Source organism: Mesorhizobium sp. M0633 (assembly GCF_040320645.1).
Taxonomy (GTDB): Bacteria; Pseudomonadota; Alphaproteobacteria; order Rhizobiales; family Rhizobiaceae; genus Mesorhizobium.
In genome coordinates this window covers 1-12980 of the sequence record NZ_JAMYQC010000015.1, presented here as the reverse complement: position 1 = coordinate 12980, position 12980 = coordinate 1, and the positions used below count along the sequence as shown (strand labels likewise).

Genomic DNA, 12980 nt, shown 5'->3' with positions numbered 1-12980 from the left:
GGGTTCTAGCCGCTTTTCAGCATGTAGCCGGCGCCGCGAACCGTGTGCAGGATCGGCTTGTCGAAGCCCTTCTCGATCTTGCCCCGCAGCCGCGAGATATGAACGTCGATGACGTTGGTCTGCGGATCGAAATGGTAGTCCCAGACATTCTCGAGCAGCATGGTGCGCGTCACCACCTGGCCGGCATGGCGCATCAGATATTCGAGCAGGCGGAACTCGCGCGGCTGCAGCGTTATCTCGCGCCCGGCGCGGCGCACCGAGTGCGACAGCCGGTCGAGTTCGAGATCACCGACCCGGTAGACGGTTTCGGCTTCCCTGGCGCTGGCGCGGCGGTTCAGCACCTCGACGCGGGCGAGCAGTTCGGAAAAGGCGTAGGGCTTGGTCAGATAGTCGTCGCCGCCAGCGCGCAGACCGGTGACCCGGTCGTCGACTTCGCCGAGCGCCGACAGGATCAGCACGGGCGTCGTATTGCCCCGGGACCTGAGCCCGGCAATGACGGACAGGCCATCGCGGCGCGGCATCATGCGATCAACGACCATGACGTCATAGTCGCCGGAATCGGCGAGCGCGAAGCCGGTTTCGCCGTCGCCGGCGACATGGGCGGTATGGCCGGCCTCGGCGAACGCCTTCTGCAGGTAGTCGGCTGCCTCGCGATCGTCTTCTATGACGAGAATCTTCATAGAACCGTTATACGCGATTTCGCTGGAAGATTGAGTGGCCGGCATATGCATCGTGGCCTTCTCCATGGCGTATCGCGAACAAAGTGATTCAGGGATACGCGGTAAGTCTTTGTTTTAGCATGTCGTAGCCTAAAACCGCTTCACGCCTTGAGCGGCATGTTCGAGCGGCAGCGGGCGATGGGAGGCCCGCTGCCGCTGGGGCGGAACACGATGACTGACTAACGTATTCAGGCCCCGTGCTTTCCCGTGCGGCGGCTCGGGGGTGTTGAAAACCGCCGCACCGGAAAAGTCGACCACTAGAGCGCCGCGCGTCCTCTTGGACGCGCAAAGGACGCTCTAGCACCTTGAATCGGCGCATGAGCCTTTCCGAAAACGGAATACGTGTTCGGGGTCATGCGCTCAGCCCTTGGCGACAGGCAGTGCGACGAAGCGGTTGCTGTCGTCGCGGGTGATCTGCATCAGCACCGCCTTGCGGCCGGACTTCACCGCGTCGGCCATCGCCTTGTCGACGTCGCCGGCGCCGTTCACTTCCGCCGAATTGACGGAGGTGATGACGTCGCCGGGCTGGATGCCGCGATCGGCGGCATCGCTGTCCGGGTCGACATCGGTCACCACAAGGCCCTTGCCATTGTCAGACTTGGTGACGGTCAGGCCGAGATCGGCGAGCGTGTCGGTCTTCGGCGCGGGGGCAGGCTGCTGGTCGGCCGAGGCCTGCTTGTCGCTCGACGGCAGCTTGCCGAGATCGACCTTAACCGCCTCGCTCTTGCCGTTGCGCCACACCGTGACATCGACAGATTTGCCGGGCGGGTATGCGCCAATCAGGCGGGCGAGTTCCTTCGGCGAAGCAACGTCCTTGCCGTCCACCTGGGTGATCACGTCACCGGCGGTGATGCCGGCCTTCTTGCCGGGACCGTTGTCCTGCGCGCTGGCAACGAGCGCGCCCTTGCCGGACCCAAGGCCAAGCGACTCGGCGATTTCGGGCGTGACCGGCTGGATCTCGACACCGAGCCAGCCGCGCTGCACGGTGCCGTTCTTCATCAGATCCTGCACGACCTGCTTGGCGGTCGAAGCGGGAATATCGAAGGCAATGCCGACGCTGCCGCCCGAGGGCGAGAAGATCGCGGTGTTGATGCCGACAACCTGGCCGTTGAGGTTAAAGGTCGGGCCGCCCGAATTGCCGCGGTTCACCGAGGCGTCGATCTGGATGAAGTCGTCATAGGGACCGGCGCCGATATCGCGGCCGCGGGCCGAAACGATGCCTGCGGTAACCGTGCCGCCGAGGCCGAACGGATTGCCGACAGCCACCACCCAGTCGCCGACGCGAACCTTGGAATCATCGGCGAAGTCGACATAGGTGAACTTGTTGCCGTCATCGACCTTGAGCACCGCAAGATCGGTGCGCGGATCGGTGCCGATCAGCTTGGCGTCGAGTTCCTTGCCGTCATTGGTCACCACGGTGAAGGCGGTGCCCTCCTCGACGACATGGTTGTTGGTGACGAGATAGCCGTCATCGGAGATGAAGAAACCGGACCCTTGCGCCACCGGCCGCGGCTGGTCGTTGTTGCGGTCACGGTGTCCAAAACGGCGCATTCCGTTCGGGCCCTGATCGCCGCCTTGATCGCCAAAGCCGCGGAATTCGCGGAAGAAACGCTTCAGCTGCGGGTTGTCGGGAAGATTGCCTAAGCCGTCCTCGTCGTCCATCTGGCCGGAACCGTCATCGGCCGTCGGCTGGATCTTGGCCTTGACGCGCACGCTGACGACCGCCGGCGAAACGCGCTCGACCACATCGGCGAAGCTCGGGACCTGCGGTGCCTCGACACGCACGGCGTCGGCCAGCACCGGGGCTGTCCCGGTGGCAACAGCACCAAAGCCGATCGCGCCGGCAATGGCCAGGGATGCGGCTGCGGCCAGCAGGCGTTTGCGGGTGCGTAGATATGAATTGGGGGCAACATTCATGGTTCTCGTATCCTCTTTTCAAGGGACGCCCCTTGATTGGCATCCTCGACAAAGGAAATAGAGAGCCGCACATTACGGCGCCATTTCCGGTACATGAAACTTTCGTAATGTATCGATCAATCGCGGCGGAGCATCTTGTCCAGCGCCGCCTGTTCCTCGGCAGTTAATACAGCGGTCGCCGTCGAACGGCGCGAGCGGGCGGCCAGCAGGATGAATGTCCCGCCAACGAGCAGCAGAAGAACTGGCGTCCCCCAGAGCAAGACATTGCGCAGATTGAAGCGTGGCTTCAGCAGCACGAATTCGCCGTAGCGCGAAACGACATAGTCCATCACCTGCCGGTCGGTATCGCCGGCGACCAGGCGCTGGCGCACAAGGATGCGCAGGTCGCGGGCGAGGTCGGCATCAGACTCGTCGATCGACTGGTTCTGGCAGACCATGCAGCGCAAGCCTTCCGACAAAGCCCGCGCCCTTGCCTCGAGCGCCGGGTCGGCCAGCACCTCGTCGGGCTTGACCGCCTGCGCGACGCCAGCGAACAACAGCACCAGCAGCAGGACCAGCGAGGCCAGCGTGACCCTTTGCCTCATGACGAGCTCGCCGATGGCACCGCGCCCGCCGGCTTGCGGCGCGACGGCGCGCCGACGCGCAGGCGACGGTCAAGCAGCGACATCGCCGCGCCCGCCATCATCACCAGTCCGCCGCCCCAGATCAGCGTCACCAGCGGCTTCCACCACAGACGAACGACCACAGAGCCATCGCTGCCCTCGTCGCCAAGCGAAAGATAGAGCTGGCTGAAGCCGATCGTCCTGATGCCGGATTCGGTTGTGGTCATCTGGCGCACCGGATATGAGCGCTTGGCCGAGGTGATCTCGCCTGCGACGCTACCGTCGGCGCCAAGCAGGGCGAAGCGGCCGCGATCCTCACTGTAGTTAGGCCCCTGGGCCGGATAGAGCCCCTCGAAGCGCAGCTTGTGGCCGGACAGTTCGACGGTCTCGCCGGCATGCATCGCCAAGATTTTTTCGGTGCCGAAGCAAAGCGTGCCGACAATGCCGAGCGTTGTCAGCCCGAGGCCGAGATGCGCAAGCGCTGTGCCGAAGACCGAGCGCGGCAGGCCGGCGAAGCGCCTGAGCATGGTGGCGGGCGCGACGGTGCCGAAGCCGGATTTGACGGCGAGATCGGTGAGCGCGCCGCAGATCAGCCAGAAGGCAAGGCCGACACCGAGTGCCGCCAACACCGAAGCGCCATCGATGAACAGGGCCGTCACCAGCACGGCGAGCAGCGCCGCCGCGAAAGCCGCCATCAGGCGCTGGGCGACGGCGAAAATGTCGCCGCGCTTCCAGGCGAGGAGCGGCCCGAACGGCACGACGACCAGCAGCGGCACCATCAGCGGGCCGAATGTCAGGTTGAAGAACGGCGCGCCGACCGAAATCTTGTCGGCAGACAGGGCTTCGACGACGAGCGGGTAGAGCGTGCCGACCAGCACGGTGGCGGTGGCGGTGGTCAGGAACAGATTGTTCAGGACCAGCGCGCCTTCGCGCGAGATCGGGTGAAACAGGCCGCCGGCCGTCAGCCGGGAGGCGCGTAAGGCAAACAGCGCCAGCGAGCCGCCGATGAACAGCGTCAGGATGCAGAGGATGAACACGCCACGCGTCGGATCGGTGGCGAATGCGTGCACCGAGGTCAGCACGCCGGAACGCACCAGGAAGGTGCCGAGCAGCGACAGTGAGAAGGTCAGGATCGCCAGAAGCAGCGTCCAGATCTTCAGCGCCGAGCGCTTTTCCATGACGATCGCCGAATGCAGCAGCGCCGTGCCCGCCAGCCACGGCATGAAGGATGCGTTCTCGACCGGATCCCAGAACCAGAAGCCGCCCCAGCCGAGCTCGTAATAAGCCCAGTAGGAGCCCATGGCGATGCCGCCGGTGAGGAACATCCAGGCAACCAATGTCCACGGCCTTACCCAGCGCGCCCACGAAGCGTCAATGCGGCCCTCGATGAGGGCAGCGACAGAGAAGGAAAAGCAGATCGAGAAACCGACATAGCCGAGATAAAGCAGCGGCGGATGGATGGCGAGGCCGAGGTCCTGCAGGATCGGGTTGAGATCGCGGCCCTCGATAGGCGCCGGATTGAGCCTGACGAACGGGTTCGACGTCGTCAGGATGAACAGGAAGAAAGTGGCGCCGATCGCTCCCTGCACGGCAAGCACATTGGCCCGGAGCGTCGCCGGAAGATTGCCGCCGAAGACGGCGACGAGCGCGCCGAAGAAGGTCAGGATCAGTACCCAGAGCAGCATCGAACCTTCGTGATTGCCCCAGGTTCCGGTGATCTTGTAGATCAGCGGCTGCAGCGAATGCGAGTTCTCCCAGACGCTCTCAACCGAGAAGTCGGAGCCGGCGTAGGCGGTTGCCAGCGCCACGAAAGACAGCGCCGTCAAGGCAAAGCCGGTCAGCGCGGCCGGTGCGCCGACGGCCATCATCTTATGGTTGCCGGTGCGCGCACCGAACAGCGGCACCATCGTCTGCACCAGGGCCAGCGCAAACGCCAGGATCAGGGCGAAATGTCCGGTTTCAACCATTGTCACCGCACCCGCTAGTCACTCTTGCTCTCCTGCCATACGCCCTTGGCCTTGAGGCCGTCGGCCACTTCCTTGGGCATATAGGTCTCGTCATGCTTGGCCAGCACGCTGTCGGCGACAAAGATTCCGTCAGGGCCAAACGAGCCTTCGGTGATCACGCCCTGTCCTTCCCGGAAGAGGTCGGGAAGAATGCCGGTATAGGTGACCTTGACGTCCTTCTGGTTGTCGGTCACCGAAAAGGCGACGGTGGCGCCTTGGCTACGCTCGACCGTGCCTTTTTCGACGAGACCGCCGAGCCTGATGCGCTGGCCCGGCTGAAGGCTGGCGGTGGCCAGATCAGCCGGCATGTAGAAATAGGAGGCCTTCTGGCCAAGCGCATAGAAGGTCAGCCCCGTGGCAACACCGAGAAACCCTAGCCCCGCTGCGATCACCGACAGTCGTTTCTGCTTGCGCGTCATCGTCTACTCCGTCGCCGTCACGCCAAGCGAGGCGGCAAAGGCGGTGAATTTCCTGGCCTGGTCACTGTCCGCGCCAAAGACGGCGATACCGCGATTGAGCGCGTCACGCGCCTGATCTGTCTTGCCCAGCACGGCATAGGAACGAACGAGCTGCATCCACCCTTCCTCGTCGCGCGGATTTTGCCGAAGCCTTTCGTCGAGGCCGGCAACCATGGTGCTGATCATGGCTTGCCGGTCCTGCGGCGACATCGAGGAAGCAGCATCGATATCCTCGGCGGTCGGCCCTTTCGCGGGCGCCTCCGAAGCGACGCTGCGGGCGGCGGATTCGGCCAGCGCCTGCTCGACGGCGCCGCGCCACGGCGAGCCCTGCGGCAAGGCGGCAAGCATCTTTTGCCAGGCCGCCGTGGCTTCAGCTATGCGGCCTTCCTGTGCCATGCCCATGGCGAGATAGAACGAGGCCTTCGGATTGGCCGGATCGAGCTTCAACGCCGCCTCGAAAGCCGCCTGCGCTTCGGCGGAGACAATGCCGCCGGCCGCATTGGCGATCGCCTCGCCAAGACCCGCCTGGCGGGCGGCGCTGTCGCCGTCGAGGCGGATGGCGTTGCGATAGGCGGTCACCGCATCGGCGTATCGCTGCATACGCAGATAGACCGGCGCCAGCACGTCCCAGCCGCGGCCATCGGATGGGTTGGCCGCCAGGTGCGCCTCGGCGCGGGCTATCAGCTCGTCGACCGAGCTGTCGGCGGGGTTCTTGGCCAGGCGTTCGCTGAGCGGCTGCGACGGCAGGTCGGGTGAGCCGAGCTGGCCATAGAGGCCCCAGCTGACCAGCGGAACCAGCAGCACGGCCGCCGTCGCCACCAGCCTTGTCGACCGCGACGGCTGCGTCGTCGTCTCGTCGGCGTGGCCGGCATTGCTCAGGCGAAGGATGCGGCGGGCGATTTCGGCGCGTGCCTCTTCGGCCTCCATTGGCTGGATCAGGCCACGCGCCATATCGCGGTCAAGCTCGGCCAGCTGGTCGCGATAGACTTCAAGATCGTGATCGCCGGCAGCGGACGCGTTCTTCGATCCGCCGGCCAAGGGCAGCAGCACCGCCAGGCTTGCGCCCAGCGTCAGGATTGCGGCTATGACCCAGAACAGCATGGCTCTTCCAATAGAACGAGACCCTTGCCCTGCCAACACAAGCGTGCTGCGACGCTTTGGCGGGGCCGCTCCGATCGATAATGCATGTCGCGCAAAAGTGTGCAGCGGTTTTGCGATAACGACCATGCATCAAAACAAGAACCTAAAGCGCGTCGCATGAGGCCGGTCGAACGCGACGCGCTTTAGTGCCGGACCGGAATCGGCGGATCGACGGCCGGCCAGCTACGTCAGCGGCGTCCAGCTGCCGTCGGCATTGCGGCAGGCGGTTCCGCGCGCGGTGGCGCCGGCGGTGCCGGTAAACACCGTATGGGTGTATTGCCGGCAGTCCTGCGAGCCGACGCGATAGGGCTGGGCGGCGACCACTTCGCCGCGATGGGCCGAACCGTCGCTCTTCCAAGCCACTTTCTGGCCGCTCGCCGTGTATTCAAGCGCCTTGTATTCCGCCTCGAGCGCGCTGCGCTTCTCGGTCTCACTCAGGCCGGCGCCGATAGAGCCGCCGACGAGGCCGCCGCCCATGGCGGAGATGATCGTCGTCGCCACCTTGGCGCCGCTGGGGGGCGTCGCGGCCGGCGTCACCGTAACGGCCGGGCCCTTGTCGAGCGTTGTGCAGCCGGAGACGGCGAGCAGGGCGGAAACGAGCGCGACGCGAATCTTCATGCCAATACCGGCTTTCTTGAGCTGGACCGCCGCGCTGTCAGCAGCTGGTGCGGCCATAATGTCGATGTTTGTCGGAAATTTGGCCGCAGCCGGCCACCTGGAAAAGCAATCTGGAAAAGCATTACTGAAGGCTCCGCAATCGAACCATCGCCTTCAATCCACCCATGACGGATCGTTCCAGCGCCAGGGAGCCTCCATACTCGTTGACAAGGTCGGCGACAATGGCAAGTCCGAGCCCGCTGCCCGGTTTTGTCTCGTCGAGACGCCGGCCGCGCTGCAACACCTCGCGCGCCTTGTCGTCGGGAATGCCGGGGCCGTCATCCTCGATGCTGATCTCGAACAGGTTGGCTGCGCCTTCCGTGCCAGCGCCACCCTTGCTGGAGATTGGCTTGACCGAAACGGCGACCGCGCTCCTTGCCCATTTCATCGCATTGTCGAGCAGATTGCCGAGCAGCTCCTCCAGGTCCTCGCGTTCGCCGGCAAAGACGATGTCGGTGGCCGGCAGTGAGAGCGACAGCGCCGTCTGCGGGTTGAGCTTCTGCAGCACCCGAACCATGCGCTGGACCAGCGGCGCCACCGGCGTACGGTAGACGACGCTGTCGCGCTGCGCGGCGACGCGGGCACGTTGCAGATAATGGTCCACTTGCTTTTGCATGGAAGCGGCCTGCTCGGCGATCAGCTGGCCCTTGGCGCCACCCAGCGCCCGTCCCTCGTTGAGCAGCACGGCAAGCGGCGTCTTCAGCGAGTGAGCCAGGTTGCCGACCTGTGTGCGCGACCGCTCGACGATACGCCTGTTGTTTTCGATCAGCGCATTGGTCTCGTTGGCGAGCGGCTCGATCTCGGCCGGGAAACGGCCGTCTAGGCGCTGCGCGGTTCCTTCGCGCACCATGGCAAGCGCATTCCTGACCCGGCGCAGCGGCTGCAGACCGAGCAGGATGGCAATCGCATTGATGGCGATCATGCCGACGCCGAACAGCGACAGATAGGTCAAAAGGCGCCGCTGGAAGGTGGCGATTTCCTGCTCGAGCTCGGTCTGGTTGCCCATGACGCGGAAGCGCGCGGCGCGGTTTTTCGCATCGAGCACGAACTCGCTCTCGAACACCTCCAACTGCTCGCCTTCGATGCCGTCCGCTGAATAGCTGCGCTGGAAGCTGGCATTGAAGGGCACCTCGGCAACGCTTGGCGACGGGATCGCCTTGGTCATCGACGACGAATGGAGATCGCCGTGCACGCCTTCCGAGGCAGGCTCGACCGACCAGTACCAGCCGGAATTCGGTTCCGAGAACCTCAAATCACCAAGGTCGGGGGCGCCGGTCAATTGGCCGCTTTCAGAAACGCCGACCGAGCCGATCAGGTTGAACAGATGCGCCGAAAGCAGGCTGTCGAAACCGCGCTCGCTGGCCTGGCGATAGAGCGTGGTGATCAAGGTGAAGATGACGACCAGAGTGAGGATCGCCCAGACCGTGGAAAAGGCGATGACGCGAAACGCCACCGAACGCGGCCATGACCGCAGCGACGGCGTGTTCGAGACGGCGGGTTTTGTAGGCAGCGGTTCCGCGTTACGCCTCCGGCTTACGCATGCGGTAGCCCATGCCGCGAACAGTTTCGATCATGTCGATGCCCATCTTCTTGCGAAGCCGTCCGACAAAGACCTCGATCGTGTTGGAATCGCGGTCGAAATCCTGGTCGTAGAGATGCTCGACCAGCTCGGTCCGGGACACCACCTCGCCCATGTGGTGCATCAAATAGGCAAGCAAGCGGAATTCGTGCGAGGTCAGCTTCAGCGGCACGCCGTCGACGTCGGCCTTGGAGGCCTTGGTGTCGAGGCGGAGCAGCCCGCAGGTCAGTTCGGACGAAGCGTGCCCGGCAGCACGCCGGATCAAGGCCCGCACCCTGGCCAGGATTTCCTCGATGTGGAAGGGTTTGGTGACGTAGTCGTCGGCGCCGGCGTCGATGCCGGCAACCTTGTCGCTCCAGCGGTCGCGTGCCGTCAGGATCAGCACCGGCATCTTGCGGCCGCCGCGCCGCCAGCGCTCGACCACGCTGATGCCGTCCATCTGCGGCAGGCCGATATCGAGCACCGCGGCATCATAGGGCTCGGTGTCGCCGAGAAAGTGCCCTTCCTCGCCGTCGAAAGCGCGGTCGACGACATAGCCGGCATCGACCAGCGCATCGCCGATCTGCCGGTTGAGATCCTTGTCATCTTCGACGACGAGTACGCGCATGCGGAAGGCCTGTTGAAGCTGTTCAGATATAGGCCGATTCCGGCAGACTGGGAAACGGCACGGTTCAGTTCAGCGGAACGACGATCTCCGAGCGACGAGGACGCTGCCCGTCCTTGCCCGGAACGAGCACGACGATGACGCAGACCGGCTGGCCGCCGCGTGTCGACTGCGAGGCCTTGGCCAAGGTGCCGCCATTCTGCTCGGCCACCTGCTGGCCGATCGCGTAGCAGTCGGAGGCGGCGAGGACGACCGGCTGCGGCTGCTCGGGCACGACAACGGGGATCGCCATCGCTTGCGACGCAAGCAGACCGGCGGCTGCGAGCGCCAGTGCCGCGGTCCGGAAGTGGGGGCGAAGGATCTTCATGGTCAGCGTTCTAACGCGCCGGTGCTGAACGTGATATGAACGGTGAACGCTCGAATGCATGCCCGCCACACCCCTGAAGCGCGAGATTACCGGATTGCCATTTCGCCGCCCGGCTCCGCGAAATCGCCAATGTTTAACCTAGCCCTCCAATCCTTCGCCGACAACCGGCATCATCTGGCGGGCAGGACCATTTGGGAGGACGAAGCATCCGGCCCAAGACAACCGATGGCAGTTCAGGCGAACCGAACCTGAAACAAAAAACCCGCCTCTGCGGCGGGTCGCTGGCGTCATCAGCACCATAGGGAAATTAGTAGCATAGCTGCCGGCACAAAGCAAGAACAAAATTGCCCGATTTGCAAAAAGTGCCCGGTGGTCAGCCCTCGTCCTTGATCACGGCGCGGAAGCGCAGCAGCCCGTGATGGGCCGAAAGGTCCTCGTCGTAGCGGGCTTCGGCGAATTCGAGCTTGAGGTAGGCGCGGCGATGTTCGCCGAGCGAGAGAGCCGTATCGCGCAGGCGGGTGCTAACAAGGTCCATGATGTCATTGGTTTCCTTGCTGGCCTCTGATTTCGACCAGACATGCAACGTCAGCAACTGTTCTGCGTCGTTCTCCATCCCCGTTGCCCAATCGTAGACGCTGGTGCGGCCGAAGGTCATGTGGGGGAACGCAACATTTTCCGGCGCATGGTCGAACAATCTTGCATCGCCCAGTGCCGCCGACAGGTGGGGATCGCCGTTCACTGCCTCGAATATGGCCCTCTGCAATTCGACGGCCGGCGCGGTCATCGTCTTTCCCTTCGCCCGTCGCCTCGACCTCCCGGCTGCGTAGCTGCGTTGCATGAAGGCATCCCGGCAAAGCGCGAATCAGCGCGTCTCATGCGGATTATGAACCTTCATGATCTCGGCAATAAGCCCTGCTCCTGCAACCCGCGACGTTTCGCATCACGGACGCCCTTTAGGGTGATGCCAACCCGCGAATTCATTTGGCATGCATGGAGTTTGAAAGAACGGTGCTATGAAGATGTCTGGTTTCCAAACATTCGAGGTCGGTTTCTGCGCGAGCCATCGCTGCTGCGGAAAGCTTGGGGTCAAGGCGCCGCCGGTCGCGATTGCGGCGCCGACTATGTCGATGACATCAAGAGCTTGGTGAGCCGCACTCGGGAGATGCTCTCGGCGCACGGTAGCCTGGCCTTGAAACTGTCCGTCGTTTTGTGGACGGAGCTTGTCCTAGCGGCAGTATTCTTAATCGCCCAGGCCTGACCGAGATCGCCCAGGCCTCATCGAGCGACATTCATCGATCGGGCGGAAACCAAAGGACGCCAGGATGGCAAACCGCTACGCACTGCGCATGGAGCATCCCCACAGCTGGACCGTCTTCGACGTCTTCACCGGCCAGCCGGTCGAGCTCAAGCATCAGCTCATGGTCGGCATGAATACGCGCGATGCAGACGCGATGAAGTCGACCGGCTGAACAGTCGCGACGTCAAGCGGCGAGCCAAGGCGGATCGCAAGTCCTGAGCAACCGTCCTGTGAGCGATCTCGAAGGATCTAGCGAAAATCGGCTGCAGTCAGCACGTACATGCTCCTGCGGGTACGGGCATAGGCATTCCTGGCGACGTCATGAATTGAGCTGGAAGCCGTGTCGAAGGCCGCCAGATAGGTAGCTTCTGAAGCCGCCGTTCCCGGCTGCATCTTGGAAATGGCATCGGTTGCGACAGAGAAGGAAATCTGGAACATGCCGTCATGGCCAACGAAGCGAATGCGTTTGCTTGCCTCGTCGTAGCTGCGGCTGGGGTTGGGAAATGTCAGGCTCATGATTTGGCCTCCGTCGATGCAGATACGGCCTTCTTAACTGTCCGCGACGCCCGCTTCTTCTTTGGTGCGACCGGATTCAGAGCTTCCGCCGCGCGGTCCGCCTCTTCCTTGGCCAGTCGCAATTCCCTCAGCCTTGCCGTTTTGATGCTCCTCGCCTTGGCCTCCGAGAGATATTCGGCAGTTGCTTTGTTCCGCTCTGCCGTCTTCTTCTGATTTTCCATGAAGCGAGCCTGAGCTTTTTCCATGATGTTCTGATTGCCTTCGGCCATCGGTAAAATCTCCCTTGAAGCGAAAGTCATGAATGTGAACTTCATCGTAAAATAGGTGTTCAAAGACAGAAATTCAATTTCATTAATATTCCGCAAGACCCGAACACCAGGGCATGACTAGGCAAGATAATACGTTCAATATTTTATATGCCCTCTGAATATTTTTTGGCACTCCTATCAATCGAGTGCCAAGGCGCCTATAGAGAGGGGGCGGCCGCCTAAGCCGGCCCCAGAAAGAGTCCCCATGAAATTCCGGCCACTCCACGATCGCGTCGTCATTCGGCGCGCCGAAAGCGACACCAAATCCAAGGGCGGCATCATCATCCCCGACAATGCCAAGGAAAAACCGCAGGAAGGCGAAGTGATCGCTGTCGGGCCGGGCGCGCGGGACGAAAGCGGCGCGCTGATCCCGCTCGACGTCAAGGCCGGCGACCTCATTCTGTTCGGCAAATGGTCCGGCACCGAGGTCAAGATAGACGGCGAGGACCTTCTGATCATGAAGGAGGCCGACATCATGGGCATCATCGAAAAAAGCGAGATGGGCATCATCGACAAGACCGTGGCTGCCAAGAAGGCCGCCTGATTGGAAGGCCGCGCGCCCTCCCGCGCGCGCAAAGGACGCTCCGAGCTTTGATTCAGGCGCTGCAAGCGTCTTGCCACGACAACCGAACTGGAAAAGATCATGTCTGCCAAGGAAATCAAATTCTCCACCGACGCGCGTGACCGCATGCTGCGCGGCGTCGAAATCCTCAACAACGCCGTCAAGGTGACGCTCGGCCCCAAGGGCCGCAACGTCATCATCGACAAGGCCTATGGCGCGCCGCGCATCACCAAGGACGGGGTGACGGT

Annotated in this window: 15 protein-coding genes and 1 pseudogene; 3 read left to right on the top strand and 13 right to left on the bottom strand. The window is 63.2% G+C overall.

Going from position 1 to position 12980, the window contains the following annotated elements:
- Nucleotides 1-5 precede the first annotated feature (5 nt).
- The 11 genes from NKI47_RS17310 to NKI47_RS17260 form a co-directional block, all read right to left on the bottom strand.
- Complete coding sequence (locus tag NKI47_RS17310) at nt 6-680, bottom strand: response regulator transcription factor (RefSeq protein WP_254819962.1); 675 nt, start codon at nt 678-680, stop codon at nt 6-8.
- 399 nt (nt 681-1079) lie between these two features.
- Nucleotides 1080-2636, bottom strand: coding sequence for a Do family serine endopeptidase (locus NKI47_RS17305; RefSeq protein ID WP_352591933.1), 1557 nt, complete (start codon nt 2634-2636; stop codon nt 1080-1082).
- Nucleotides 2637-2752: 116 nt separating this feature from the next.
- Entirely contained in the window at nt 2753-3220 is a 468-nt protein-coding gene (locus NKI47_RS17300; protein WP_352591930.1) for a cytochrome c-type biogenesis protein, read from the bottom strand.
- Nucleotides 3217-5205, bottom strand: coding sequence for a heme lyase CcmF/NrfE family subunit (locus tag NKI47_RS17295; protein WP_352591927.1), 1989 nt, complete (start codon nt 5203-5205; stop codon nt 3217-3219). Before NKI47_RS17295 ends, NKI47_RS17300 begins: the two co-directional genes overlap by 4 nt.
- Nucleotides 5206-5219: 14 nt before the next feature.
- On the bottom strand, nt 5220-5663 hold the full coding sequence (ccmE, locus tag NKI47_RS17290) for a cytochrome c maturation protein CcmE (RefSeq protein WP_023677821.1): 444 nt from the start codon (nt 5661-5663) through the stop codon (nt 5220-5222).
- Between the two features lie 3 nt (nt 5664-5666).
- A complete protein-coding gene (gene ccmI / locus NKI47_RS17285; RefSeq protein WP_352591924.1) occupies nt 5667-6803 on the bottom strand; it encodes a c-type cytochrome biogenesis protein CcmI in 1137 nt (378 codons plus the stop codon).
- Between the two features lie 222 nt (nt 6804-7025).
- The gene (locus NKI47_RS17280) at nt 7026-7460 is read right to left on the bottom strand and encodes an RT0821/Lpp0805 family surface protein (protein ID WP_352591921.1); all 435 of its coding nucleotides are present in this window, start codon (nt 7458-7460) and stop codon (nt 7026-7028) included.
- A 121-nt stretch (nt 7461-7581) separates the two neighbouring features.
- Nucleotides 7582-9009, bottom strand: a complete 1428-nt coding sequence (locus NKI47_RS17275; protein WP_352454424.1) for an ATP-binding protein — start codon at nt 9007-9009, stop codon at nt 7582-7584.
- A 10-nt stretch (nt 9010-9019) separates the two neighbouring features.
- Nucleotides 9020-9685 carry a response regulator transcription factor gene (locus tag NKI47_RS17270; RefSeq protein WP_023677825.1) on the bottom strand — a complete coding sequence of 222 codons (666 nt, stop codon included), beginning with the start codon at nt 9683-9685 and terminating at the stop codon, nt 9020-9022.
- Nucleotides 9686-9749: 64 nt separating this feature from the next.
- Nucleotides 9750-10049, bottom strand: coding sequence for a hypothetical protein (locus NKI47_RS17265; protein WP_023677826.1), 300 nt, complete (start codon nt 10047-10049; stop codon nt 9750-9752).
- A gap of 373 nt (nt 10050-10422) precedes the next feature.
- Entirely contained in the window at nt 10423-10833 is a 411-nt protein-coding gene (locus NKI47_RS17260; RefSeq protein WP_023677827.1) for a DUF3168 domain-containing protein, read from the bottom strand.
- Nucleotides 10834-11371: 538 nt separating this feature from the next.
- On the opposite strand from NKI47_RS17260, the gene NKI47_RS17255 reads away from it, so the two are divergent.
- Nucleotides 11372-11518 carry a hypothetical protein gene (locus NKI47_RS17255; protein WP_352591918.1) on the top strand — a complete coding sequence of 49 codons (147 nt, stop codon included), beginning with the start codon at nt 11372-11374 and terminating at the stop codon, nt 11516-11518.
- Between the two features lie 77 nt (nt 11519-11595).
- On the opposite strand, the gene NKI47_RS17250 is transcribed toward NKI47_RS17255, so the two are convergent.
- Nucleotides 11596-11862 carry a DUF1488 family protein gene (locus tag NKI47_RS17250; protein WP_352591915.1) on the bottom strand — a complete coding sequence of 89 codons (267 nt, stop codon included), beginning with the start codon at nt 11860-11862 and terminating at the stop codon, nt 11596-11598.
- The gene (locus NKI47_RS17245; protein WP_352454325.1) at nt 11859-12131 is read right to left on the bottom strand and encodes a hypothetical protein; all 273 of its coding nucleotides are present in this window, start codon (nt 12129-12131) and stop codon (nt 11859-11861) included. The genes NKI47_RS17250 and NKI47_RS17245 overlap by 4 nt, the downstream gene beginning before the upstream one ends.
- Before the next feature lie 244 nt (nt 12132-12375).
- On the opposite strand from NKI47_RS17245, the gene NKI47_RS17240 reads away from it, so the two are divergent.
- Nucleotides 12376-12714, top strand: a complete 339-nt coding sequence (locus tag NKI47_RS17240) for a co-chaperone GroES (RefSeq protein ID WP_352591912.1) — start codon at nt 12376-12378, stop codon at nt 12712-12714.
- 99 nt (nt 12715-12813) lie between these two features.
- Nucleotides 12814-12980, top strand: a pseudogene (gene groEL / locus NKI47_RS17235) (chaperonin GroEL); the annotation flags it as partial.

Excerpts from the sequence above, each read along its gene's own strand:
- NKI47_RS17280 (WP_352591921.1), bottom strand. The coding sequence starts at position 7,460 with ATGAAGATTCGCGTCGCGCTCGTTTCCGCCCTGCTCGCCGTCTCCGGC.
- ccmI (WP_352591924.1), bottom strand. The coding sequence starts at position 6,803 with ATGCTGTTCTGGGTCATAGCCGCAATCCTGACGCTGGGCGCAAGCCTG.
- NKI47_RS17265 (WP_023677826.1), bottom strand. The coding sequence starts at position 10,049 with ATGAAGATCCTTCGCCCCCACTTCCGGACCGCGGCACTGGCGCTCGCA.
- NKI47_RS17270 (WP_023677825.1), bottom strand. The coding sequence starts at position 9,685 with ATGCGCGTACTCGTCGTCGAAGATGACAAGGATCTCAACCGGCAGATC.
- NKI47_RS17305 (WP_352591933.1), bottom strand. The coding sequence starts at position 2,636 with ATGAATGTTGCCCCCAATTCATATCTACGCACCCGCAAACGCCTGCTG.
- ccmE (WP_023677821.1), bottom strand. The coding sequence starts at position 5,663 with ATGACGCGCAAGCAGAAACGACTGTCGGTGATCGCAGCGGGGCTAGGG.
- NKI47_RS17260 (WP_023677827.1), bottom strand. The coding sequence starts at position 10,833 with ATGACCGCGCCGGCCGTCGAATTGCAGAGGGCCATATTCGAGGCAGTG.
- NKI47_RS17245 (WP_352454325.1), bottom strand. The coding sequence starts at position 12,131 with ATGGCCGAAGGCAATCAGAACATCATGGAAAAAGCTCAGGCTCGCTTC.
- NKI47_RS17300 (WP_352591930.1), bottom strand. The coding sequence starts at position 3,220 with ATGAGGCAAAGGGTCACGCTGGCCTCGCTGGTCCTGCTGCTGGTGCTG.
- NKI47_RS17240 (WP_352591912.1), top strand. The coding sequence starts at position 12,376 with ATGAAATTCCGGCCACTCCACGATCGCGTCGTCATTCGGCGCGCCGAA.
- NKI47_RS17250 (WP_352591915.1), bottom strand. The coding sequence starts at position 11,862 with ATGAGCCTGACATTTCCCAACCCCAGCCGCAGCTACGACGAGGCAAGC.
- NKI47_RS17295 (WP_352591927.1), bottom strand. The coding sequence starts at position 5,205 with ATGGTTGAAACCGGACATTTCGCCCTGATCCTGGCGTTTGCGCTGGCC.
- NKI47_RS17255 (WP_352591918.1), top strand. The coding sequence starts at position 11,372 with ATGGCAAACCGCTACGCACTGCGCATGGAGCATCCCCACAGCTGGACC.
- NKI47_RS17310 (WP_254819962.1), bottom strand. The coding sequence starts at position 680 with ATGAAGATTCTCGTCATAGAAGACGATCGCGAGGCAGCCGACTACCTG.